Below are 24,437 nucleotides of genomic sequence, written 5' to 3'. Positions count from 1 at the left end.
TCTTCGTTTCCGTCTGTCGACGTTCAAGGCCATGACACTGCGTAGTTCACTGCTGCTGAAATCTTCTCCATCGCTTCGCCTGGCGCGCGTGGCGATGGCGGTCGCGCTGGCCGTGGCCGTGGGCGGCTGCGTGACCCGCGAAGCGCAGCCCGACCCCATCCTAGAAATGCAGGTGCCGGACAAGTGGAATGGCGGTGCCTCCGCCGACGTGGCGCACGCCGAGCAGCTCTGGCCGGATACGGACTGGTGGAAGCAGTTCGACAGCAGCGAATTGTCGACCCTGGTGCAGGAAGGCCAGCACAACAATTACGAAATCGCCGCCGCCTTCTCGCGCATCAAGCAGGCCGAGGCACAGGCCCGCATCGCCGGTGCGCCCCTGTTGCCCAATGTGGGCCTGAACGTCGGCGCCAACCGCGAGATGCCCATCTCCGGGGGCACGCCCACCAACAGCGCCAATGCCAGCCTGCAGGTGAGCTACGAAATCGATTTCTGGGGCAAGAACCGCGCGGGCGTGGAAGCGGCTGAAGCAACCCTGCGCGCCAATCGCTACGACCGCGAGACCGTGGCCCTGACGGTCACCAGCGGCATCGTCTCCACCTATCTGCAGGTGCTGTCGCTGCGCGACCGGCTGGAAATCGCGCGCCAGAACGTCAACAATGCCGAGCGCGTGTTGCGCCTGGTGGAGGCGCAAAGCCGCGCCGGTTCGGCCTCGCCGCTGGACCTGGCGCGCCAGCGTTCGGCCCTGGCCAACCAGCGCCAGCTGATCCCCGACCTGCAGCAGCAGGAGCAGGATGCGCAGACCGCGCTGGCCATCCTGCTGGGCCGTCCGCCGCAGAATTTCAAGGTCGAGGAGAAGGGCCTGGCCAGGATCCAGATGCCGCGCATTTCGGCCGGCCTGCCTTCCGAACTGCTGACCCGCCGCCCGGATATCCGCCGTGCCGAGGCCAATCTTGCGGCCGCCAATGCCAACGTGGCCGTGGCGCGGGCTTCGCTCTTCCCGAGCATTTCGCTGACCGGCTCCACCGGTGCCCAGAGCAATGCCTTGCTGTCGCTGTTCAATGGTCCCAACCTGTTTGCCAATATTGGCACCAGCCTGATTGCGCCCATCTTCGACGGCGGCACCCTGCGCAACCAGCAGGCGCTAGCTGAGGCACAGAAGGAGGAACTGGTGCAGGTATACCGCCAGCGTGTCATTACCTCGCTGTCGGAAGTGGAAAAGGCGCTGGGCGCCATCCGCAGCCTGGAAGAGCGCTATCGCCTCAAGGTCAATGAGGTGGACCAGGCGCGCTTCGCCTTCGAGCTGGCCGAGATCCGCTATCGTGCCGGCGCCGAGGATCTGCTGGTAGTGCTCGATACCCAGCGCACCTTGTCGGAAGCCCAGAACCAGCTGGGCCAGATCAAGCTGCAGCGCCTGCAGGCGACTGTCTCTCTCTACAAGGCTCTGGGCGGCGGCTGGCAAGACAAGCAGGTGCCGGGCGATACCGGCACCAGTACCGACACGGTCTCCTGAATCTCCTGAATCTCCTGAATGCAGGGTGCAGGGTGCAGGCTCAGGCCTGCGCCTGCCACTCCTGCACCAGCAGGTGCACCAGCTCCCCTACCGTATAGCCATCCCGGATGAGCGCCGCACCCTGGCCGGCCCAGTGCGCGCCGAACTCATGCACCTCCTTGGCGGTCGCCATGGCGTGCAACTGCTTGCCGGCGTCGTAGGCGGCGGGGTACGCAGGAATGGGGGCTGCAGCCGATGTGTCGATTTCTTCCATGAAGCGGTTGACGATGCCCCGTGCGCGGCGGCCGGAGATGGCGGCGGTCACGCGGGTGTGTTGGGCACGTGAACTTTTGAGCAGATTTCTGTAAGCGGCGTTGGCGCCCGATTCGCGCGTGAGCAGGAAGGCCGTGCCCATTTGCACCGCCTGCGCGCCCAGCCGCAGGGCGGCCGCGATGCCGGCGCCATCCATGATGCCGCCGGCCGCGATCACCGGCAGCCAGCACTGTGTGGCCAGCAAACGCACCAGGGCGAAGGTGCCGATTTCCTCATCCTTGTGTTCATCGAAGATGCCGCGATGGCCGCCGGCTTCGATGCCCTGCGCCACGATGGCATCCAGCCCGGCTGCTTCGATCTGGCGCGCTTCGTCCAGGTTGGTGGCGGTGGCCATCAGGAACACACCGGCGTTTTTCAGTGACTGGATCACGGCCGCATCCGGCAATCCGAAGTGGAAACTCACCACAGCCGGGGGCTGTTCCAGCAGCAGTTGCTGCATCCCGGTATCGACGATGAAGCTCTGGTAGATCTCTTTGAGGGGCAGGCTGATGCTGCCGCCGAATTCATCCAGATGGCCTTGCAGGTGGCTGATCCAGGCCGCATCGCGGGCAGCATCCAGCACGGCCGGCTGGTGGCAGAAGAAATTGACGTTGAAGGCTTTGTCGGTCAGGGCATGCAATTGCGCCAGGGCTTCGCGCGCCTGTGCGACTGACGAGGCACCCAGTGCCAGTGAGCCCAGTGCGCCCGCATTGGAGGCCGCAGCGGCCATGGTCACGGTGGAACTGCCCGCCATGGGGGCCTGGATGATGGGATGGGCCAGGCCCAGTCGTTGCAGCAGCGCGTTGGACATGCGAACTCCCGAAGTGCAAGCCGGCGCTCGTCTGGCGCCGGCTTGCCGAGGTGGATCAGACCGCCATGGGCGCGGTCAGCGGGGCGTGGTGCTGGTAGTTGACCAGCGAGAAGTCGGTCGGCTCGACCAGTTCCAGCCATTGCGGGGCGTACTCCCCGGTCTTGGCGAATTCCGGTACGCGCTCGGCGATGGCCAGTTGCGGCAGCGGGTAGGGCTCGCGTGTCAACTGTTCCTTGACCATGTCGATATGGTTTTCGTAGATGTGCGCATCGCCCACGAAGTAGCTGAACCAGCGCGGCTTGTAGCCGGTCAGGCGCGCCACCAGGTGCAGCAGCGCCGCACCCTCGGCCAGGTTGAAGGGCGTGCCCAGGCCGATGTCGTTGCTGCGCACGTACAGGCAGAGCGAGATCTCGCCGGTGCTCTGGTTGGGCAGGAACTGATACAGCAGATGGCAGGCGGGCAGGGCGATTTCATCCAGCACCGCGCAGTTCCAGCCGTGGAACAGGATGCGGCGGCTGCCGGGATTCTTGACGATGATGTCCAGGCACTCGCGCAGCTGGTCCACGGCCTTGTAGAGCAGGACTTTTTCCACACCGTTGTCCTGCAGCGAGGAGACGATGGCAAAGCCCTTGGCACGGGCCGCGTCGATCTGTGCGGTGTGCGCGGCGTCGATCAGCTTGTAGGCCGGCCATTCGCGCCACTGCACGCCATACACCGGGCCCAGGTCATCGGTACCGGTGCGGAAAGGATTGGCCAGCCAGTCGGCGTTTTCGTTGGCGTTCTGGTCCCAGACCTTGCAGCCCAGCGCGCGGAAATCGGCCGCGCTGCGGGTGGCGCGCAGGAAGCCGCACAGTTCACCCACCACCGACTTGAAGGCCAGGCGCTTGGTGGTCACTGCCGGAAAACCCTTCTGCAGGTCGAAGCGCATCATGGCCCCGGGAATGCTCAGGGTGCGGATGCCGGTGCGGTTGTCTTGCCAGGAACCGTTGGCGAGCACGTCCTGGATGAGGTCTTGATATTGTTTCATTGCAATGTTTCGGGAGGCTGGCCGGGAGGCCGAAGGATGGGGGATTGTAGCCTATCGACGGCCCGAACATCTGTCGCCACAACAGCTTGTCATCGCAGCAATATGAAGCAAAACACCGGAGGCGGTCACCCGCTCCGGTGTCATCTACGGGGGCGCGCCGGCCTCAGAATCCTACGTTCTGCCCGCCCTTGAGCTGCAGCATTGCGCGCGCTTCATCGGGCGTGGCCACTTGCAAGGACAGCGCCTCGATCACCGTACGGATACGGCGCACCTGGTCGGCATTGCTCTTGGCCAACTGGCCGGGCCCATCCCAGAGCGAATCTTCCAGTCCCACGCGGGTATGCCCGCCCATGGCCGCGGCCATGGTGGCAATCGGGATCTGGCCGCGCCCGGCACCCAGCACCGACCAGAAGTAGGCATCGCCAAAGAGGCGGTCGGCGGTGCGCTTCATGTGCATGACGTCTTCGACATCATTGCCGATGCCGCCCCGCAGTCCGAAGACCGACTGGATCAGGAAGGGCGGCTTGATCAGTCCACGGTCGATGAAGTGCGCGGCCGTGTAGAGATGGCCGATGTCATAGCACTCGATCTCGAAGCGGGTCTGGTTGGCGCTGCAGGATTCAAGGATGTAGGCAATGTCCTTGAAGGTATTGCGGAAGATGCGGTCGTCTGAGCCTGCCAGGTACGGCTGTTCCCAGTCGTATTTGAACTCCTTGAAGCGATTCAGCATTTCATACAGGCCGAAGTTCATCGAGCCCATGTTCAGGGAGGCCACTTCCGGCTTCAACTGCAAGGCCGGTTGCAGCCGCTCTTCCACCCCCATGGTGGGCGCGCCGCCCGTGGTGAGGTTGATGACCACGTTGGAAGCGGCCTTGATCTGCGGCAGGAATTTGCGGAACTCCTCCGGATCCTGCGTCGGTTTGCCATTCTGCGGATCGCGCGCATGCAGGTGCACGATGGCTGCGCCGGCGTCGGCCGCAGCCAGGGCTTCATCGCGGATCTGTTCGGGCGTGACCGGCAGGTAGGGCGACATCGAGGGCGTATGAATGGCGCCGGTGATGGCGCAGGTGATGATGACTTTGCGAGGCTGGGCCATGGGGCTAGCTCCTGGAGAAGATGAAGAAAAAGGAAAAAGGCAGTCGCGCCGGCTCAGGCCAGCGTTTCCACGTTGCCGCACACCGACAGGCTCTGGCCGCTGATGGCCGCGCCGGCGGGCGAGCAGAGGAAGAGGATCTGGTTGGCGATATCCTGGGCGCTGACCATGCGCCGCAGCGAGACCTTGGAGAGCAGCCGTGCGCGCATTTCTTCATGTTCGATGCCATAGGCCGCCGCCTTGGCCGCCACGATGCGCTCCTGGCGCGGTCCTTCGACGATGCCAGGCAGGACGGCATTGACGCGGATGTTGGACGGCCCCAGTTCGATGGCCCAGGTCTCGGTCAGGCCGATGACGCCATACTTGGAGGCCGAATAGGGCGTGCGCAGTGCAAAGCCGAGCCGGCCGGCCACCGAAGAGATGTTGATGATGGCGCCGCCGCCGTTTTGCTTGAGCATCGGCACCGCGCGCCGGGTGCAGAGGAAGGGACCGGTCAGGTTGATGGCGATGGTCTGGTCCCAGTCGGCCGGGGCGATCTCTTCCACCGGCAGGGTCGGCCCGGCGATGCCGGCATTGTTGACCAGCACGTCCAGCCGTCCATCCCAGCGCGAGGCCAGGTCGGCAAACATGGCATCGACCTCCTCGGGTCTGGCCACGTCAGTGCGGCTGAAACTCACCGCCGCGCCTGCCAGACGGGCACGGGCATCGGCCAGGAAAGCCTCATTGATGTCGCAGACATGCACTTGTGCGCCTGCTTTGATGAATGTTTCGGTAATTGCGAGGCCGATGCCCTGGGCACCGGCGGTGACGATCACTTTCTGGTCCTGCAGATTGAGTTCCATGCGGCTTGTCTCCTGAGGGGGTTGTCCGGCCCGGATGCCGGCGCAGGCCGGTCTTGTCGTGGTGGGGCGGTGGGTTGCGGACGACTGTAGTAGAGCCCGGCCGGAGCGTCAACGACAGCATCCTGACCAGTGGCAGAGCGGTAAATCAGCCGACCGCGCCGCCGGAGCCCGTGGCAAGGGGCTGGCGCGCTGCGGCGATGAGGGCTGGGCGCGCGCAGGATGAACAGATTGCGCCGCAGAGAAAAACTTTCATCAATGCCGGGGACGAACAGGCGGTGAGGGCGCCCCTGCGGCACTGCATCAATTTTCGCGGGAGTGCGGCGGGCTGTTGGTACAATGCCCACTTTCCGCCACCTTCCACTTTCTCACAGGCTTATGGATATCCTTCTGTTCCTGGTCGATTTCATCGTCCATATCGACCGTCACCTGGCCGAACTGGCCGTTTCCTATGGACCCTGGCTGTTCCTGATCCTGTTCCTGATCATCTTCTGCGAAACCGGCCTGGTGGTCACCCCCATCCTGCCGGGCGATTCGCTGCTCTTCGTCACCGGCGCACTGGCCGCCACCGGCGCCTACGACATCCACCTCATGCTGCTGACCCTGATCGTGGCCGCCATCCTGGGCGACAGCACCAACTACCAGATCGGCAAGATGCTGGGCATCAAGGTGTTCGACAAGCCGAACTCGCGCATCTTCAAGAAGGAATACCTGGAGAAGACCCATGCCTTCTTCGAGAAGCATGGCGGCAAGGCCATCATCATTGCCCGCTTCGCCCCCATCGTGCGCACCTTCGCGCCCTTCGTGGCGGGCGTGGGCGCGATGACCTACCAGCGCTTCTTCCTCTACAACGTCATCGGCGGCATCGCCTGGGTGGCCAGCTTCGGCTATGCCGGCTACTTCTTCGGCAACCTGCCCATCGTCAAGAAGAACCTGAGCCTGTTGATCGTGGCCATCGTGATCCTGTCCATCCTGCCGGGCATCATCGAGTACTTCCGTCACAAGCGCCGTCCGGGCTGATTGCTCCACCGACGTCAAGGCGATAAAAAATGCCGGTCAGCGCAGAGCTGACCGGCATTTTTCTTTTGCGAGGCTGGCGGGAGCGGCTCAGTCCTGCTTGCCGCCGTATTGCACATCCGGCCGCAACGGTGTCTTGCTGGAGGCGGCCCGCACGTATTGCGGCGGCCACGCCACGTCTTCGCGCAATTGCTGGGCGGCATGCAGCGGCCAATAGGGATCGCGCAGCAGTTCGCGCGCCAGCAGTACCAGGTCGGCCTGGCCGGTGCGCAGCACGTGCTCGGCCTGGATGGCTTCGGTAATCATGCCGACCGTGCCGGTGGCGATGCCGGTCTCGTTTTTCACACGGGCTGCAAAGCCGGTCTGGTAGCCGGGGCCGACGGGGATGGGCGCTGAGGGCAGGTTGCCGCCCGTGGAGACATCCACCAGGTCCACCCCCAGGTCGCGCAGGCGCGCCGAGAGGGCGACCGTGTCATCGGCGTTCCAGCCGCCTTCGGTCCAGTCGGTGGCCGACAGGCGCACCAGCAGCGGCAGCTCGGCCGGCCAGACGGCGCGGGTGGCTTGCACCGTTTCCAGCAGGAAGCGGATGCGGTTCTCGAAGCTGCCGCCATAGTGGTCGGTGCGCTGGTTGCTCAGCGGCGAGAGGAACTGGTGGCCCAGGTAGCCGTGCGCACCGTGCAGTTCGATCACCTTGAAGCCGGCCGCCAGGGCGCGCTGCGCGGCCGCGGCAAAGGCCTGTACCAGCGCGGCGATCTCGGCCACCGTCAAGGCGTGCGGTTCGGTATAGGTGGTGTCGAAGGGCAGGGCCGACGGCGCCTGCGGCAGCCAGCCGCCCTCGGCCACCGGCACGCTGCCGGCCGGGCCATCCCAGGGGCGCAGGGCGCTGGCCTTGCGGCCGGCATGCGCCAGCTGCACGCCCGGCACCGCGCCCTGTTGTTCGATGAAACGGGTGATGCGGCGCAGGGGCGCGATGTGCTCATCCTTCCAGATGCCCAGGTCGGCGCTGGTGATGCGGCCTTCCGGGACCACTGCCGTGGCCTCCATGATGACCAGGCCGGCACCGCCCACAGCGCGGCTGCCCAGGTGCACCAGGTGCCAGTCGTTGACGAAACCGTCCTCGGCCGAGTACTGGCACATCGGCGAGACGGCGATGCGGTTGGGCAAGGTGACCCCGCGCAGGGTCAGGGGCGAAAACAATTGACTGCTCATGCAAGAACTCCTGTCATGTCGTGGCATCGGGAAGATGCCGAGATGCGCAGTCTAGGGGATTTCCGGAAAACGCGTCGGCGACTCCCGCTGTGCTCTCTTATTGCGTCTCGAACTGCAGCGCCGCCAGGCTGGCGTAGAGGCCGTCGCGCGCCACCAGTTCGGCGTGGGTGCCGGTCTCGACGATGCGCCCGTGTTCCAGCACGATGATGCGGTCGGCCCGCTGCACGGTGGCCAGCCGGTGCGCGATGACCAGCGTGGTGCGGCCGACCATGGCGGCTTCCAGGGCGCTTTGCACCAGCCGTTCGGATTCGGCATCCAGCGCGCTGGTGGCCTCGTCCAGCAACAGCAGCGGCGGGTTCTTCAGCAGGGCGCGGGCAATGGCGATGCGCTGGCGCTGGCCGCCGGAGAGGCGCACGCCGCGTTCACCGAGGAAGCACTGGTAGCCGTCGGGCAGGCGTTCGATGAATTCATGGGCGGCGGCCATCTGGGCGGCGGCGATCACTTCGGCGTCGCTGGCACCGGGCCGGCCGAAGCGGATATTTTCCATGGCATTGGCCGAGAAGATCACGGTGTCCTGCGGCACGATGCCGATCGCATTGCGCAGGTCCTGCAGGGTCAGGTAGCGGATGTCCACGCCATCGAGCCGGATGCTGCCCTGCTGCGGGTCGTAAAAGCGCAGCAGCAGCTGGAACAGCGTGGTCTTGCCGGCGCCTGAAGGACCGACCACGGCCACCGTTTCTCCCGCGTGCACGTCCAGCGAAAACCCCGACAGCGATGCGCTGCCGGGGCGCGAGGGATAGTGGAAGTCCAGCCCCTCGATCTGCAGCGCGGCGCCATTGGCGGTGCGCGGCGGCAATTTTTCCGGCAGCAGCACGGACTGCACCGGCGACTGCGCCGCCAGCAGGTCGAGCAGGCGTTCGGTCGCACCCGCAGCACGTTGCGTATCGCCCATCACTTCCGACAAGGCACCCAGCGAACCTGCCACGAGGGATGCGTAAAGGATGAACTGGCCCAGCTCGCCGCCGCTCATGCTGCCTTGCATGACCGCATGCGCACCCAGCCACAGCACGAAGACGATAGCGCCGAACACCAGCAGGATCGCCACCACCGTCAGCAGAGAACGTGCGCGGATGCGGTCCATGGCGGTCTGGAAGGCGCGCTCGACCGAGTCGCCGAAGCGGCGCGCCTCGATCTCTTCATGGGTGAAGGCTTGCACCGTCGGCATGGCGTTGAGGATTTCACCGGCCATGGCGGCGGCATCGGCCACCCGGTCTTGCGAGGCGCGCGAGAGCTTGCGCACGCGGCGGCCATAGAACACGATGGGCAGCACCACGGCCCCCAGCATGACGATGATGATGGAGGTCAGCTTGGCACTGGTGATGAAGAGCATGCTCATGCCACCCAGGAACAGCAGGGCATTGCGCAGCGCCATCGAAATGCTGGTGCCCACCAGGGTCTGGATGAGCGTGGTGTCGGTGGTCAGGCGCGAAAGGACTTCGCCGGTCTTGGTGGTCTCGAAGAATTCGGGACTCTGTGTTACCACGTGGGCATAGACTGCGCTGCGCAGGTCGGCCGTGACGCGTTCACCTAGCCAGGAGACCATGTAGAAGCGCGCCGCCGTGGCCACTCCCAGCACGCAGGCTACGCCGAACAGCGCCACGAAATACAGGTTGATGTGCGTGGCGCTCTTGCTGCCGGCGGCGCCAAAGCCGAGGTCGATCATCTGCTTGAAGGCATAGGGCACGGCCAGCGTGGCACCGGCCGCCACAATCAGCGCCAGGCCGGCCAGCAGGAATTGCTTCTTGTAGGGGGCGAGAAAGGGGGCCAGTCCGCGCAGCGCCGCCAGGGCCGATTTGCGGGCGGTGGGCGAATCAGCGGCGGGTGTCACGCCAGCAGCAGGGGAGGCAATGCGAGGAGGAGTCGTGGATGACATGGACATGGATGAGCAGTTGAGACGGCCAGATAAAGCGCGCCGTGCATGTTGCCACACGGCCAGTGGATCTGCAGTGCAGGGAAAATCTTGTTGCTGCGTTGAACCACCGGGCGGCTGCCTTAGTCGGAAGAGGCATAAGTATAGACAGTCCGCGCAGAGATCGCGCAGAGATCGCGCAGTTTGCACACCCCGGCAATGTTGTTCGTCAGCCATTGCTTGCCTGCATCCCCCTGCTACAGTATGCGGACTTGAGCCCGTCAGCTCGACCGGAGCAGCGCAGCAGCAGGCAGCAGCAGGCATCAGCATCATCCCAACCCCATCACAGGCAAGGAGAATCGCTTGGCCCAACCCGCACTGATCCCCTCCCGCTGGGAGGACGCGCCAGACCAGCGTGCGCCGCACGCCGAACTACTGGCCGGGCTCGCCGCCCGCGAGGCAGTCATCTCTCCCAAGTACTTCTACGATCCGCTGGGCAGCAAGCTCTTCGAGGCCATCTGCGCCTTGCCCGAGTATTACCCCACCCGCACCGAAGCCGCGATCTATGCCTCGCACCAGCAGGCCATTGCCGCCTCCGTGGGCCAGGGCTGTACGCTCATCGACCTGGGCGCGGGCAACTGTGCCAAGGCGGCCTCGCTGTTCGAGGCCTTGCAGCCGCGCCAGTATGTGCCGGTGGATATCTCCACCGATTTCCTGCATCAGTCGGTGGCCGGTTTGCAGGAGCGCTTCCCGCAACTGCCCATGCTGCCGCTGGCCATGGATTTCTCGGCCACGCTGGAACTGCCCGCAGCGGTGGATGGGCAGCGCCGCTTGTTCTTCTATCCCGGCTCTTCCCTGGGCAACTTCGACCCTCAACAGGCGCTGGCTTTCCTGCGCCGCGTGCGTGCTGCCTTGCCGCCCGGAAAGGGCGACGGCGGCATCCTGATCGGCCTGGACCTGGTCAAGGATGCGCGCGTGCTGGAGGCTGCCTATGACGACGCCATCGGCGTGACCGCCTCCTTCAACCTGAACGTGCTCAACCACGTCAACGCCTTGACCGGCGCCGACTTCAACGCCCGCGACTGGCGCCACGTCTCCTTCTACAACGCCCGCCAGCAACGCATCGAGATGTATCTGGAAGCACGGCGCGACCTGATCGTGCGCTGGCCGGACGGGCGTCGTACCTTCCATCAGGGCGAGCGCATCCATACCGAATACAGCCACAAATTCACCGAGCAGGACATTCTCGGTTTGCTGGAGCAAGCCGGGTTTGGCAACTGCCGCATGTGGTTCGACCAGCGGCGCTGGTTTGCGGTCTGTCATGCGCAAGCGCGCTGAGTGCCGCTGCCAGATGGCCCGTGCGCGATACCGATTCACTGATTTTTGCAGGAGACCGGATGCCTTCCGTCATCACCCACGCCCCCGACACCGCACAGGATGAAGACCAGCCCGGCGGCCACATGGCGGTGGTAGCCGCGGCGACCGCAGCCACCATCGATGCCGTCATCGATGCGGCCGTCCAGCAGGTCAACCACCGTCCGCGCGAGCGCCTGGGTGGCCGCTACCGGCGCCTGCGCCGGCAGTCGCTGCTCATCGCCGAACCGCTTTCGGCCGAGGATTGCTGTGTGCAGGCCATGCCCGATGCCAGCCCCATCAAGTGGCACCTGGCGCATACCACCTGGTTCTTCGAAACCTTTTTGCTGGAACGCTTCCAGAGCGGTTTCACGCCATTCCACCCGCAGTTCCGCATGCTCTTCAATTCGTATTACGAAGGGGTGGGCGAGAAATTCCCGCGTCCGCAGCGTGGCCTGCTCACGCGTCCTTCGCTGGAGGAGGTGCTGGCTTACCGCGAGCAAGTCGACGCGCGCATGCTCTTGCTCATTGATGCGCTGGAAGCGGATGCCCATGTGGACTCGGAAGAGAGCGGCAGCGAACACCCGCAACTGGCCGGCTTCCTGTCCCTGCTGGAATTGGGCATGCAACACGAGCAGCAGCACCAGGAGCTGATGCTCACCGACATCAAGATCCTGCTGTCGATGAACCCGCTGCAGCCGGCCTACCAGCCACTGCCGATGAGCTTGCGGCTGGATGACCCGGCTGAGCTGGATTTGCAGTGGCATCGCATCGAGGCTGGCGTGGTCGAGATCGGCCATGCTGGCAGCGGCTTTTGTTTCGACAACGAGACGCCGCGTCATCGCCAGTTCGTTGAGGCTTACCAATGCGCTTCGCGGCTGGTGAACAATGCCGAATACCTGGCCTTCGTGGAGGCCGGCGGCTACGAGGATGCCGGGCTGTGGCTCTCTGAAGGCTGGGAGTGGAAAAAGCGCGAGGGGCTGTCGCATCCGCTGTATTGGCGGCGTGGCGCCGAGGGGAAGTGGCACGAATTCACCGAGTACGGTGTGCAGCCATTGCAACCGCATCGCGCCGCCGTGCACCTCTCGTATTTCGAGGCCGATGCCTACGCCCGCTGGGCCGGGGCACGCCTGTTGACCGAGGCCGAATGGGAACATGCCGCGGCTCGCCTGCAGGGCGGCGGACGTGAATTCTTTGGCGTGGCCTGGCAGTGGACCAGCAGCAGCTATGCGCCGTACCCGGGCTTTGCGGCCGCAGCGGGTGCGGTAGGTGAATACAACGGCAAATTTATGGTCAACCAGTACGTGTTGCGGGGATCCTCGTCGGCCACGCCGCTGAACCACGCGCGGCTGACCTATCGGAACTTCTTCCCCGCCACGGCGCGCTGGCAGGTCAGCGGCATTCGCCTGGCCCGCCAGGGCTGATTGGCTTCGGCCCTGCAGCGCAGGGCCGTCAGCGAACCTGGGCTGCAAGGGCTCAGAAGGTCTCCCACTCTTCCGATTTGTCTTCCTTGGTGGCAGCCGGCAGCGCACGCGGTGCCGGCGTGGCAGCCGCAGCACGCACGGCCTGCGGCTTGGCCGCAGCCGGCTTGCCAGGCAGGGCGGATGCAGGCGCCGCTGCAGCGGTGCGCAGGGGCGCAGTACGCATCACAGGTGCGGGCGAGGGCGCAGCGCCCAGCTCATCGAGACGGAATACGCTCACCAGGTCCAGCAGGCGCTGTGCCTGATCCTGCAGGGCTTGGGCGGCGGCGGCGGCTTCTTCCACCAATGCAGCGTTTTGCTGAGTGGTGTTGTCCATCTGCATGATGGCCTGGTTCACCTGTTCGATACCGTCGCTTTGCTCGCGCGTGGCAGCCGAGATTTCGCCGACGATGTGGCTGACCTGCTCGATGCTCTGCACGACCTCATCCATGGTGCTGCCGGCCTGGGCGACCAGTTCGGTACCTGCCGTGACCTGGCCGACGGAATCATTGATGAGCGCCTTGATTTCCTTGGCGGCGGTCGCGGAGCGCTGCGCCAGGCCGCGCACTTCGGAGGCCACCACGGCGAAGCCGCGTCCCTGTTCGCCGGCGCGCGCCGCTTCCACGGCGGCGTTCAAGGCCAGGATGTTGGTCTGGAAGGCGATGCCGTCGATGACCGAGATGATGTCCACGATCTTGCGCGAAGAATCATTGATGGCACCCATGGTCTGTACCACCTGCTTGACCGCCTCGCCACCCTGGTTGGCGACCTGCGTGGCATTGCCGGCCAGCTCGCTGGATTTGCGGGTGTGGTCGGCGTTCTGCTTGACGCTGGAGGTCAGCTGTTCCAGTGAGGAGGCGGTTTCTTCCAGGGCGCTGGCCTGCTCCTCGGTGCGCGAGGACAAATCCAGGTTGCCGGTGGCGATCTGGGTCGAGGCGGTGACCATGGAATCGGTACCGCGCCGCACTTCCAGCACGATGGCCTTGAGCTTCTGGTTCATGGCCGCCAGCGCTTGCAGGAGGCGGCCGGTTTCATCGGTCGAATGCGCATCGATGACCGCAGTGAGATCGCCCGCTGCGACGGTCTCGGCTACTTCGACCGCGCGGCTCAGCGGGCGGGTGATGCTGCGCGAGATGGTCCAGGCGATGAAGGCGGCAAACAAGGCAGCCAGTACGCCAGACACCAGCATGATGTTGCGTGTGATCTGGTAGGTCGCCTCGGCTTCGGCGACCGACTTGTCCATCAGCTTTTGCTGCATGTCGGAGAGGTCGTCGAGCTGGGCGAAATAGATCTTCTGCAGCGGCACCATTTTTTCCAGCATCAACTTGATGGCGGCATCCTTTTCACCGGTGGTGGCGAGCCGGTCGATCTCCTTGCGCAGGGCCGAGTAGCTCTTGCGGGTTTCGGTCACCTTGTCGAACTTGGCGCGAGCTTCAGGGTTGGCGATCAGGCTGCCCAGTTGATCGTAAAGTTTGGTATTTTCGGCCGACAGGGTTTCGATGATCTTCTGCTCACTGGCAATCTGCACCGCATCGGTCATCAGCAACTGGTTGCGCAGCGAGATGGCGACATCATCCACCTTGCCGGATATGGTATTGATGATGTTGATTTTCTTGTAGCGGTCATTGACCACCAGATCCAGTGCGGTGTTGATGTCACTCAGGCGGGCCAGGCTCAGTGTGACGATGGCAGCGATGACGACGATCAGGGCCAGGAATCCGATGGCCAGGCGTGTAGAAATGTTCAAGTTGTTGAAGCGCATGATTTTCCCCCCGAAAAATTTGGCTGCGGCTTGCTTGTATTGGGGCCGTGACGCGCGGCCTTGATCTGGTGTGACGACCAGAAAATCAATAATAAGCCAGTTACGTTAAATGGGAACATTTGGTGCAAGTAAATTCTTCGTACTTGCCTGGCGACAATGAAAGGCCGCGCCTATCGGTATTGCCGCTCTTCGATGTGGTGTTGACATCACCTGGGGAGGGTAAAGCTTGTTGTAATGACAGCGGCGGCAGGCGGTAAACGCAACAACGCCGCCCGGTAGGGCGGCGTCGCGTTCAGAAAGTGGCCGGGATCGCCAGCCGGATTCCGTTTCAGGCAGCCTTGGCCTGTGCGGAGCCAGCCTGGTTGGCGCTCTCGCTGATGGCGATCTGGCGGTTCACGGCAGACAGCACGGCCTTGAAGGAGGCAGTCACGATGTTGGCATCGATGCCGACACCGAAACCGGTCGGCGCTTCGTTCAGGCGCAGCTCGATGTAGCTGGCGGCCTTGGCGTCGGCACCGGCGCCGATGGCGTGTTCATGGAAGTCCATCAGCTTGATGTCCAGGCCCAGCGCATGCACGAAGGCGTCAATGGGACCGTTGCCGCTGCCGCGCACGGTGACCGGCTGGCCATTGCGCACGATGTCGACTTCGATGTTGATGGACTCGGCCTTGGCGGTGTCTTCCGACATGCGGTGCGCGCGATAGACGTAGGGTTCGACGCGCTCCAGGTATTCACGCTGGAAGATGGCGTGGATGTCGGAGGCAGCGATTTCCTTGCCGGTGGCATCGGCCTCGCGCTGGATGGCGCGCGAGAACTCGATCTGCAGGCGGCGCGGCAGGGCCAGGCCGTATTCCTGTTCCAGCAGGTAGGCCATGCCGCCCTTGCCGGACTGGCTGTTGACGCGGATGACGGCATCGTAGCTGCGGCCCAGGTCGGCCGGGTCGATCGGCAGGTAAGGCACTTCCCAGATGGCGTCGGGCTGCTGCTTGGCGAAGCCCTTCTTGATCGCATCCTGGTGCGAGCCGGAGAAGGCCGTGAAGACCAGGTCGCCCACATACGGGTGGCGCGGGTGCACCGGGATCTGGTTGCACTCTTCCACCACCTGGCGCACCACGTCGATGTCGGAGAAGTCCAGGCCCGGGTTCACGCCCTGGGTGTACAGGTTCAGGGCCAGCGTAACCAGGTCGACGTTGCCGGTGCGCTCGCCATTGCCGAACAGGCAGCCTTCGACGCGGTCGGCGCCGGCCATCACGGCCAGCTCGGCCGAGGCCACGGCGGTGCCGCGGTCATTGTGCGGGTGTACCGAGATGATGGCGCTGTCGCGGTGCTTCAGGTTGCGGCACATCCATTCGATCTGGTCGGCGTAGACGTTGGGGGTGGCGCACTCCACGGTGGAGGGCAGGTTCAGGATGATCTTGCGTTGCGGGGTGGCGCCCCAGGTTTCACAGACGGCATCGCAGATGTCCTTGGAGAAATCCAGTTCGGTGGTGCTGAAGGATTCCGGCGAGTATTCAAAACGCCATTCGGTGCCCGGACGCGCATCGGTCAGTTCCTTGACCAGGCGGGTGCCGGTGACGGCGATGTTCTTGATCTCCTCGCGCGACATGTTGAAGACGATCTTGCGGAAGGCCGGGGCCACCGAGTTGTACAGGTGGACGATGGCTTTCTTGGCGCCTTCCAGCGATTCGACGGTGCGGCGGATCAGTTCTTCGCGCGACTGGGTCAGCACGATGATGGTGACGTCATCGGGAATGCGGTTCTCGACGATGAGCTTGCGCACGAAATCGAAATCGGTCTGCGAGGCGGAGGGGAAGCCGACTTCGATTTCCTTCAGGCCGGTCTTCAACAGCAGTTCGAAGAAGCGCAGCTTGCGCTCGGCGTTCATCGGTTCGATCAGGGCCTGGTTGCCGTCGCGCAGGTCTGTGCTCATCCAGATCGGCGGCGTATCGATGACCTTGCTGGGCCAGGTGCGGTCCGGCAGGTCGATGGCAGGGAAGGGACGGTATTTGGCGGCGGGGTTGCTTAACATCATGATGGACCTCTTGGTTTCCGGATGGCGTGGAATGCTTCAGTTCAAGTACTGGAATGCTTCAGTGCGTCAGATGTGGCGGATCGGGTTGCCTGGCTGCCACGAGCGCGTGGCCAGGCAACCCTTCATAGAGCCAGAGGCGGCATCTCCCGCAGCGCGTGGCCGGCCTGCAAGGGCTGCGTGCGCTGGTTGCGGTTTGTGCGGATCATCGAATGCATATGCTTCGCCTGGTGGGCGGCGACGTCGGCTCTCATCATGGATAGCGCGTCACTGCCTGGTTGTACTGCCCGGTACTGCTAGATTTTTTAGGGTTGCCGGATCGCGGGGAATCAGCGGAAACGGCAAGAACTACGGATTTTAGCGCGAGGCTAGTAGTAGCGACACCGATAGCAACGCTAGCAGGGCGCTGGCGCTGTTGTGGCGGATGGAGGTGATTGCTGCGGAAGTCATCCGTGCAATGTAGAAGATCGGGTCCGCCTCTGTCAAGGGCTATCTTTTTTACAAGCGCAAAAGAAGAGCACGTTCGAATAATTTCGTTGCTAGAATCTCTGTATTAATAACCGGCTGGTCATTTATTTGTATTGCTGCTGCATCAATTCCTTGTGAGGATGGAACGCTGCCGGGTGAAAATGCTCCAAAACAAGCGCTGCAGTGGCCCTTCTTCTCTATCGGGCTCACTTGTCGCACCGGCACCAGCGCCCACGCCGGCCACGAACAACAAACAACAGTAGGGCGACGCTTCTGCCATTGCGGGAGCGCATCGCCAGCAACCGTCATCATCCATGCAAAAACGCACCGACCTCATCGTTTGCGAAGAATGCGACGCCGTCTACCAGCGCATGGCGCTGGGCGAGCGCGAGATCGCCCGCTGCCTGCGCTGCGGCGCCGAGCTGGAGCGCGATACCGGACGCCGCCTGCAGCACCTGCTGCCGCTGACCATCGGTGCGCTGATCCTGTTCGTGATCGCCAATACCTTCCCCATCGTCACCATCGAGCTGCAGGGCTTGTCCAGCCAGACCACGTTGATTGGTGCAGTGGTGGCCCTGACCCGCGATGGCATGTCGGAAGTGGCGCTGCTGGTGCTGGCGACGACCTTGCTGTTCCCGCTGATCCAGCTGGGTGTGCTGCTCTACCTCCTGCTGCCGGGCGCGCGTGAGCGGCGACCGCCCGGATTCGTGCTGCTGCTGCGCCTGATGCAGGCGGCCCGCCCCTGGGGCATGATCGAAGTCTTCATGCTGGGCGTGCTGGTGGCGCTCATCAAACTGTCCAACATGGCCGAGGTGATCCCCGGTCCGGCGCTGTGGTCCTTCGGTGGATTGACGGTGCTGCTGACGGTGGTGGTGTCCTTCAATCCGCGCTATCTGTGGCACCTGTGGGAACAGCAGCAGGCCGAGCAATACGGGGACAAGGGGGCTGGTGCATGAGTCTCTTCAACCGCCAGGCCGCATCGCACACGCCCGACATCACCCAGGAGCCGGATGAGGACCTGCCCGTACAGGATGCCGCATCCCTGGGCGTGATCGGCTGCCATCACTGCGGCACCGTGTGGGAAGGCGCGCAGCCCCATCAAGCCTGCGGCGTGTGCCATGCACCGCTGCACGTGCGCAGGATCGACAGCCTCACCCGCACCTGGGCGCTCCTGATTGCCGCCTGCATCATGTACATCCCGGCCAACATGATGCCGGTGATGGTCACCAGCACCTTGTTCGACGAGCAGCGCGACACCATTCTTTCCGGCGTCATCTATTTCTGGACTTCCGGCGAATGGGGCCTGGCCCTGGTGGTATTCGTGGCCAGCTTCCTGGTGCCGCTGTTCAAGCTGGTGGCCTTGGGCATCCTGGTTTTCTCGGCCCGCCGCCGCAGCCGCTGGCGCCGTCTGCAGCGCGCCAAACTGTATCGCGTGGTCGAGGCCATTGGACGCTGGTCCATGCTGGACGTCTTCGTGGTCTCAGTATTGACCGGACTGGTCAAGATCCACGGCTTTGCCAACATCCACGCCGGCATCGGCATCGCCGCCTTCGGCGCAGTGGTGGTGCTGACCATGCTGGCTTCGCTGGCCTTCGATCCGCGCCTGATCTGGGATGAACGCGCGATCGATCCGAACGCGGAGGTATCACGCGAGCCCCTCCCCGAACCTGTTTCTCCCAATGACAACGCCAACACGCCACAGGAAACCGCATGACTCCACCCGACCATTCCGATGACAAACCGGCGCTGCTGCAGCCGCGCCGCGCACGCCAGCGCAACTGGCTGCCCTCGCTGGTGTGGCTCATTCCCATCGTCGCCGCCATCGTCGGCCTGACCCTCGTTGCCAAGATCCTGGTCGAGCGTGGCCCGGTGGTCACTGTCAGTTTCCGTTCCGCAGAAGGGCTGGAAGCCGGCAAGACCAAGGTGAAATACAAGGATGTCGAAATCGGCCAGGTGCAGAGCCTGAAGCTGGCTGCCGATCGTTCGCACGTGCTGGTCGGTATTCAGCTGAACCAGGATGCCTCCGGTTTCAATGCCGAGGACACGCGCTTCTGGGTCGTCCGTCCGCGCATCGCTGCCTCCGGTATTTCGGGATTGGGCACTTTGCTCTCCGGGGCCTACATTGGCGCCGATGCAGGGGCCTCCGAAGAAACCAAGAAGAACTTCGTCGGCCTGGAGCAGCCCCCCATCGTCACGCGCGATGCCTCGGGACGCCAGTTCGTGCTGCATACCGATGACCTGGGTTCGCTGGATATCGGTTCTCCCATCTTCTATCGCCGCATCAAGGTCGGCCAGGTGGTGGCGTATGACCTGGACAGCGATGGCCGCGGCGTGACGCTGCGCATCTTCGTCAATGCACCCTACGACAAGTTCGTCACCCAGGCCTCGCGCTTCTGGCATGCCAGCGGCTTCGACATGGAACTCAATGCCAGCGGCTTCAAGCTGCATACGCAGGCGCTCTCGACGGTGGTGCTGGGCGGCATTGCCTTCCGCGACCGCGATGAAGAACAGGTCAGCTCCCCCGCCAAGGAGGGCGCAGAGTACGCCCTGGTGGAAGACGAAAGTGCAGCCATGAAGGAACCGGACGGCGTACCACAGACCGCCTTGCTGTATTTCGACCAGTCGCTGCGCGGCCTGCAACCGGGTGCCACCGTGGACTTCCGCGGCGTGGTGCTGGGCGAGGTCAAGAGCATCGGGGTGCAATACGACAAGGCACGTGGTGAATTCCGCATGCCGGTGCTGGTACAGATCTATCCGGATCGTTTGGGACGTCGCTTCCACGAAGAGACCGGCGAGCAGCGTCGTTCCAACGCGCAGTTGCTGCGCATGCTGGTCAAGCGCGGCATGCGTGCCCAGCTGCGCAACGGCAACCTGTTGACCGGCCAGCTGTACGTAGCGATCGATTTCTTCCCCAAGGCCAAGCCGGCACAGATCGATCCGGACAAGGTCCCGCTGGAACTGCCGACCATCCCGGGCAGCCTGGATGAATTGCAGCAGCAGCTCTCCGACATTGCCGGCAAGCTCTCCAAGGTGCCGTTCGACGAGATCGGCCGCGACTTGCAGACCACGCTCAAGACCTTGAACAAGACCTTGACCACGGCCGAGCAGACGGCGGCCCGCATCAACAACGACATCGCGCCCGAGATGCAGGCCGCGATGAAGGATGCGCGCAAGACCCTGAATGCGGCCGAGCGTACGCTCTCGGACGACGCGCCGCTGCAGTCCGATATCCGCCAGACCATGCAGGAACTGGGCAAGGCCGCTGCCTCGATCCGTATCCTTACCGATTACCTGCAACAGCATCCGGAATCGCTGATCCGGGGCAAACAGGAGCCATGATGCAAAACAAGACTTCGTTCTCCCTCAAGACCCTGGCGGCTGCCACATTGGCTGCAGCACTGTTGGCCGCGTGCGGCAGTTCACCGCCGACGCAGTTTTACACGCTGGCGCTGCCGGCCGATGGTGCCGCCGCGCGTACGGCCAGCCAGGGGCCGCAGACTTTCATCGAAGTGATGCCGGTGTCGGTGCCGGAGCGTCTGGCGCGCCCGCAACTGGTGGTGCGCAGCGATGCCACGCGGGTGGAGGTATTGGAGCAGGACCGCTGGTCCTCTCCCTTCAACAATGAGCTGCGCGATGCGCTGTCTGCGGGCGTGGCGGCAAGGCTGGGGGCCATCGACGTCTCACGCGGCGGCCGACCCGCAGACCAGGCCAGCTATCGCATCAATGTGGAACTGCGCGATTTCGACGCAGCCCGCAACGGCCAGGTCCAGGCCAGCTTCGGCTGGACCATCACGCGCTCGGATGACCGTCGTGGCGCGGCCTGCCGCCTGACCGTGGTGGAACGTGTCGGCGGCGGTGCCAATGCCGACGTCGTCGCCGCCACGCAGAAGGCGGTGGGGCAGGCGGTGCAGGCGATTGCCGATCATGTGCGAGCTTTGCAGGCGGGGCAGGGTGGGCAGTGCTCCGCTTGAAGTGGTATTAAAGGCCTTCGGAAATCGCTGGCGCAGTGGGATGCATGTAGAATCGCCGACGGGAGGGAATAACCCAAATCGGATTGAACCGATTTACCCGAGGGTGACCCGTGCCGACGATCAGCATGTTTTATGGAATTGTGATCCAGATGTTTTATCGAGATCACTCACCGCCGCATTTTCATGTGCGATATGGTGAATACAAGGCAGTAATTGATGTGAGGAAGCTGGCGCTGATGGATGGCCGATTACCTCGAAGAGCCCTGCAACTGGTGCTTGATTGGGCTGAACTACATCAGGCAGAGTTGATGGAAGACTGGATGCTGTGTCAGGAAATGCAGGCTCCCAAGCCGATAGCGCCACTGGAGTGATGTCATGGAATGGGATGTCGTTGAAGTCAAACTTTCCGGCGAATATGCATTGCAGGTTCGCTTCAGGGATGGCATGGAAGGGTCGGTCAGATTCCTGCCGAGTTTCTTTCGCGGTGTGTTTGCTGAGCTGCAGGACCCCGCGCAATTCAGTCGGGTGCGCTTGGTCGATGGTGTGGTGACCTGGCCTGGTGAGCTGGATCTGGCACCAGACGCCATGCATGATGAGATCAAGCGCAATGGCCAATGGCTGCTTGCATGATCAAACCGCGATGAGCGCACCAAAGAAAAAGCCGCTTCCTTGGAAGCGGCTTTTCAACATCAGGACAGCGTCCAGCGATCAGCGATCGCCGTAGGAGCGGCGCGGGCCGTCGGCGCGGAAGCCGCCGCCATTGCCCTTGTAGCCACCACCGCCGCCGCCTTCGCGACGCGGGCCGTTGCCGGCCGGCTTGGCGCCGCCGAAGCTGCGGCCTTCGCGGTTGCCACCGAAGCCACCTTCACGATTGCCGCCGAAGCCGCCTTCGCGATGGCCGCCTTCACGGTTGCCACCGAAGCCACCTTCACGATTGCCACCGAAACCGCCTTCGCGATGACCGCCGCCTTCGCGGTTGCCAGCGCCGTAACGCGGGCCGTTGTTGCTGCGGCCATCACCCGGACGCCAGCCGCCCGGCTTGCGCGGGCTGCGCGGTGCAGCCGACTTCTTCGGCTCGAAACCTTCGACCACATCCACCGGAATGGTCTGCTTGGTGAAGCGCTCGATGCGCTTGACCTGCATGCCTTCGGCGTGATTGACCAGCGAGATCGCCACCCCATTGCGGCCGGCACGGCCGGTACGGCCGATACGGTGCACGTAGTCTTCAGCGAACTTGGGCAGGTCGTAGTTGAACACGTGGGTGATGCCCGGCACGTCGATGCCGCGCGCTGCCACGTCGGTAGCCACCAGCATGCGCACCTGGCCGCGGCGCAGGCTGTTCAGGGTACGGTTGCGGGCACCCTGGTGCATGTCGCCATGCAGGGCGGCGGCCGCGAAACCGGCGATGTTCAGGCGATCGGCGATGGTGTCGGCGTCACGCTTGGTGGCGGTGAAGATCACGGCCTGGTCGATGCTGGTGTCGCGCAGCAGGTGGTCCAGCAGGCGGTTCTTGTGCGACAGGTCATCCACGAAGTGCACGCGCTGCATGATGTTTTCATGACGGGTCGACGAGCTGGCGATCTGGATGGTCAGCGGGTTGTTGGTGATGCGCTTGGCCATGTTGCCGACGACGCCGTCCAGCGTGGCCGAGAACAGCATGGTCTGGCGGGTGGCCGGGGTCGCAGCGACGATCTTTTCGATGTCGTCGATGAAGCCCATGTCCAGCATGCGGTCGGCTTCGTCCAGCACCAGGATCTGCAGTTGCGAGAAGTCGATCTTGCCCGACTCCATGTGGTCGATCAGGCGGCCCGGGGTCGCCACCAGGATTTCCGGGTTGCGCGACAGCAGTTGCATCTGCTTCGGATAAGGCATGCCGCCCAGGATGGACACCACGCGCACACGGCGCATGTAGGCACCGTACTTGTCAGTGGCGGTGGTCACTTGCAGGGCCAGTTCGCGGGTCGGGGTCAGCACCAGCATCTTCGGCTGTGCCGGCTGGTAACGCGGACGCTCGCCACGGGCACGGGTAGCCTGGCGTTCCTGGTTGGGGGTACGGGCTGCTTGCGGCGCCTGCGGCAGGTCTGCCAGCTGGTGCAGCGAAGGCAGCATGAAAGCGGCGGTCTTGCCCGAGCCGGTCTGCGAGGACACCAGCAGATCCTGGCCGCTGATGGCGGCGGGGATGGCCTTTTCCTGGACCGGGGTCGGGGAGGTATAGCCTGCTTCGGTCAGGGCTTTGATGATCGAAGGGTTCAGGCCGAGTGCTTCAAAAGTCATAATCTCTTTCGTGAAAGTGAACGCCAAGCACGAGACGGGCGCACGCAAACGCGCCGGGCATCGAGTGCCTGAACGAAAAAAAGCAACGCCAACCGACGAAATGACTATGAAAAATACAAAGAAATTTCGGCACAAAAGCTTTGCGCCGGGACGGCATCATCAAGGGATGCCAGGGGCGGGGGGCTTTTACTGGGAACTTGTCGTAATGACAGGTAAGGCTTGCGAAGCTGCTTGGGCAAATACGGCTGGAAACACTGCAGGACAGATTTCACGTCCGATTCACCTGTGCATTGGTTATTGCAATGCACAAGGCGAATCATACCCTAAAACATCGGAATTAGCACGAGGCTATTTCGAGAAACTGTCTCTTTATTGTGGGGGACGCTTGCTTGATACGGCAATTACTCTGCCATTCCGCCCACCACGCGGGAGAAGCCACCATCCACGTAGGTGATTTCGCCGGTGATGCCCGAGGCCAGGTCGGAGAGCAGGAAGGCCGAGGCATTGCCCACGTCTTCGATGGTGACGTTGCGGCGCAGCGGGGCGGTCGCGGCCACGGCGCCCAGGATCTTGCCGAAGCCCTTGATGCCGCTGGCGGCCAGGGTCTTGATGGGGCCGGCCGAGACGCCATTGACGCGCACGCCCTTGGGACCCAGCGATTCAGCCAGGTAGCGCACCGAGGCTTCCAGCGAGGCCTTGGCCAGGCCCATGGTGTTGTAGTTGGGCACCACGCGCTCCGAACCCAGGTAGGTCAGGGTCAGCAGGGCGGCGTTGGGCGACAGCAGCGGCATGGCCGCCTTGGCCATGGCCGGGAAGCTGTAAGCGGAGATGTCATGGGCGATCTTGAAACCTTCGCGCGAGAAACCTTCCAGGAAGTCGCCGGCAATGGCTTCAGAGGGGGCAAAGCCGATGGCGTGCACCAGGCCGTCGAGCTGGCTCCAGGACTTGCCCAGATCGGCGAACAGGGCATTGATCTGCTCATCGCTGCCGACGTCGCAGTCGAAGACCAGCTTGCTGTCGAATTCTTCGGCGAACTTGGTGATGCGGTCCTTGAAGCGTTCACCGACATAGGTGAAGGCCAGTTCAGCGCCTTCGCGCTTGCACGCCTGGGCGATGCCGTAGGCGATGGAACGGTTGGACAGCAAGCCGGTGATCAGGATTTTTTTGCCTTGCAGAAATGCCATGTTGACTCCGTAGGGTCCGCCGCGTGCGGTGCGCTCCTGGCTGGCAGAAGCAGGCGCGGCGCGGCCGGTAAGTAATAGCGGCAGCGCGCGGGGCGGCAGCCGGGATGGGACAGACCCGGATTGTAGGGGCTAGCGGCAGGCGGGGCAACCTTTGCAGCGCGGGCAGGGCATCAGGAAGCGCGGGCGGCTGCATTTGTCAAGTTGCTTTAATTGCTTCCCTGTAATCGCTG

At 63.7% G+C, this 24,437-nt stretch carries 20 protein-coding genes; 10 read left to right on the top strand and 10 right to left on the bottom strand.

The window, feature by feature from the left end:
* Positions 1 to 31 precede the first annotated feature (31 nt).
* The gene (locus ACLRDN_RS18320; protein WP_413457450.1) at positions 32 to 1,510 is read left to right on the top strand and encodes an efflux transporter outer membrane subunit; all 1,479 of its coding nucleotides are present in this window, start codon (positions 32 to 34) and stop codon (positions 1,508 to 1,510) included.
* Positions 1,511 to 1,550: 40 nt separating this feature from the next.
* On the opposite strand, the gene ACLRDN_RS18315 is transcribed toward ACLRDN_RS18320, so the two are convergent.
* The 4 genes from ACLRDN_RS18315 to ACLRDN_RS18300 all read right to left on the bottom strand — a co-directional run bounded on the left by ACLRDN_RS18315 (position 1,551) and on the right by ACLRDN_RS18300 (position 5,574).
* Complete coding sequence (locus ACLRDN_RS18315) at positions 1,551 to 2,612, bottom strand: NAD(P)H-dependent flavin oxidoreductase (protein WP_413457449.1); 1,062 nt, start codon at positions 2,610 to 2,612, stop codon at positions 1,551 to 1,553.
* 55 nt (positions 2,613 to 2,667) lie between these two features.
* Entirely contained in the window at positions 2,668 to 3,639 is a 972-nt protein-coding gene (locus tag ACLRDN_RS18310; protein WP_413457448.1) for a thymidylate synthase, read from the bottom strand.
* A 163-nt stretch (positions 3,640 to 3,802) separates the two neighbouring features.
* A complete protein-coding gene (locus tag ACLRDN_RS18305; RefSeq protein WP_413457447.1) occupies positions 3,803 to 4,735 on the bottom strand; it encodes a 3-keto-5-aminohexanoate cleavage protein in 933 nt (310 codons plus the stop codon).
* Positions 4,736 to 4,788: 53 nt separating this feature from the next.
* Positions 4,789 to 5,574: an SDR family oxidoreductase gene (locus ACLRDN_RS18300; RefSeq protein ID WP_413457446.1), complete on the bottom strand. Its 786-nt coding sequence runs from the start codon at positions 5,572 to 5,574 to the stop codon at positions 4,789 to 4,791.
* A 375-nt stretch (positions 5,575 to 5,949) separates the two neighbouring features.
* Between ACLRDN_RS18300 and ACLRDN_RS18295 the strand changes: the two genes are divergently transcribed.
* Positions 5,950 to 6,591 (top strand): DedA family protein, encoded by a 642-nt coding sequence (locus ACLRDN_RS18295; RefSeq protein WP_413457445.1) that lies wholly within the window; start codon positions 5,950 to 5,952, stop codon positions 6,589 to 6,591.
* Between the two features lie 87 nt (positions 6,592 to 6,678).
* Here the strand turns inward: ACLRDN_RS18295 and ACLRDN_RS18290 are convergent, their stop codons facing one another.
* Both ACLRDN_RS18290 and ACLRDN_RS18285 read right to left on the bottom strand, forming a co-directional pair.
* A complete protein-coding gene (locus tag ACLRDN_RS18290) occupies positions 6,679 to 7,797 on the bottom strand; it encodes an NADH:flavin oxidoreductase/NADH oxidase (RefSeq protein WP_413457444.1) in 1,119 nt (372 codons plus the stop codon).
* Positions 7,798 to 7,894: 97 nt separating this feature from the next.
* Complete coding sequence (locus ACLRDN_RS18285) at positions 7,895 to 9,736, bottom strand: ABC transporter transmembrane domain-containing protein (RefSeq protein WP_413457443.1); 1,842 nt, start codon at positions 9,734 to 9,736, stop codon at positions 7,895 to 7,897.
* A 333-nt stretch (positions 9,737 to 10,069) separates the two neighbouring features.
* Here ACLRDN_RS18285 and egtD point away from each other — a divergent pair, with 333 nt between their 5' ends.
* Together egtD and egtB are read left to right on the top strand one after the other, a co-directional pair.
* Entirely contained in the window at positions 10,070 to 11,044 is a 975-nt protein-coding gene (gene egtD, locus ACLRDN_RS18280) for an L-histidine N(alpha)-methyltransferase (protein WP_413457442.1), read from the top strand.
* Positions 11,045 to 11,103: 59 nt separating this feature from the next.
* Positions 11,104 to 12,483, top strand: a complete 1,380-nt coding sequence (gene egtB / locus ACLRDN_RS18275) for an ergothioneine biosynthesis protein EgtB (protein WP_413457441.1) — start codon at positions 11,104 to 11,106, stop codon at positions 12,481 to 12,483.
* 52 nt (positions 12,484 to 12,535) lie between these two features.
* Here egtB and ACLRDN_RS18270 read toward each other — a convergent pair whose 3' ends face one another.
* Positions 12,536 to 14,281 (bottom strand): methyl-accepting chemotaxis protein, encoded by a 1,746-nt coding sequence (locus ACLRDN_RS18270; protein WP_413457440.1) that lies wholly within the window; start codon positions 14,279 to 14,281, stop codon positions 12,536 to 12,538.
* A gap of 328 nt (positions 14,282 to 14,609) precedes the next feature.
* Positions 14,610 to 16,313: a 2-isopropylmalate synthase gene (gene leuA / locus ACLRDN_RS18265; protein ID WP_413457439.1), complete on the bottom strand. Its 1,704-nt coding sequence runs from the start codon at positions 16,311 to 16,313 to the stop codon at positions 14,610 to 14,612.
* Between the two features lie 779 nt (positions 16,314 to 17,092).
* Here leuA and ACLRDN_RS18260 point away from each other — a divergent pair.
* The 6 genes from ACLRDN_RS18260 (at position 17,093) to ACLRDN_RS18235 (ending at position 21,379) form a co-directional block, all read left to right on the top strand.
* The gene (locus tag ACLRDN_RS18260) at positions 17,093 to 17,734 is read left to right on the top strand and encodes a paraquat-inducible protein A (RefSeq protein WP_413457438.1); all 642 of its coding nucleotides are present in this window, start codon (positions 17,093 to 17,095) and stop codon (positions 17,732 to 17,734) included.
* Complete coding sequence (locus ACLRDN_RS18255; RefSeq protein ID WP_413457437.1) at positions 17,731 to 18,492, top strand: paraquat-inducible protein A; 762 nt, start codon at positions 17,731 to 17,733, stop codon at positions 18,490 to 18,492. The genes ACLRDN_RS18260 and ACLRDN_RS18255 overlap by 4 nt, the downstream gene beginning before the upstream one ends.
* Complete coding sequence (locus ACLRDN_RS18250; protein ID WP_413457436.1) at positions 18,489 to 20,117, top strand: intermembrane transport protein PqiB; 1,629 nt, start codon at positions 18,489 to 18,491, stop codon at positions 20,115 to 20,117. The genes ACLRDN_RS18255 and ACLRDN_RS18250 overlap by 4 nt, the downstream gene beginning before the upstream one ends.
* A complete protein-coding gene (locus ACLRDN_RS18245) occupies positions 20,114 to 20,749 on the top strand; it encodes a membrane integrity-associated transporter subunit PqiC (protein ID WP_413457435.1) in 636 nt (211 codons plus the stop codon). Before ACLRDN_RS18250 ends, ACLRDN_RS18245 begins: the two co-directional genes overlap by 4 nt.
* 110 nt (positions 20,750 to 20,859) lie before the next feature.
* Complete coding sequence (locus ACLRDN_RS18240) at positions 20,860 to 21,120, top strand: DUF4160 domain-containing protein (protein WP_413457434.1); 261 nt, start codon at positions 20,860 to 20,862, stop codon at positions 21,118 to 21,120.
* 4 nt (positions 21,121 to 21,124) lie between these two features.
* The gene (locus ACLRDN_RS18235) at positions 21,125 to 21,379 is read left to right on the top strand and encodes a DUF2442 domain-containing protein (RefSeq protein WP_413457433.1); all 255 of its coding nucleotides are present in this window, start codon (positions 21,125 to 21,127) and stop codon (positions 21,377 to 21,379) included.
* 78 nt (positions 21,380 to 21,457) lie between these two features.
* On the opposite strand, the gene ACLRDN_RS18230 is transcribed toward ACLRDN_RS18235, so the two are convergent.
* Together ACLRDN_RS18230 and fabI are read right to left on the bottom strand one after the other, a co-directional pair.
* Complete coding sequence (locus tag ACLRDN_RS18230; protein WP_413457432.1) at positions 21,458 to 23,023, bottom strand: DEAD/DEAH box helicase; 1,566 nt, start codon at positions 23,021 to 23,023, stop codon at positions 21,458 to 21,460.
* A gap of 401 nt (positions 23,024 to 23,424) precedes the next feature.
* On the bottom strand, positions 23,425 to 24,207 hold the full coding sequence (gene fabI, locus ACLRDN_RS18225) for an enoyl-ACP reductase FabI (protein WP_413457431.1): 783 nt from the start codon (positions 24,205 to 24,207) through the stop codon (positions 23,425 to 23,427).
* Between the last annotated feature and the right edge of the window lie 230 nt (positions 24,208 to 24,437).

It is taken from the genome of Herbaspirillum huttiense (assembly GCF_047300815.1).
Taxonomy (GTDB): Bacteria; Pseudomonadota; Gammaproteobacteria; order Burkholderiales; family Burkholderiaceae_D; genus Herbaspirillum; species Herbaspirillum huttiense_A.
The sequence above is the reverse complement of the archived record's forward strand: the minus strand, read 5'-3'. Positions and strand labels throughout refer to the sequence as shown.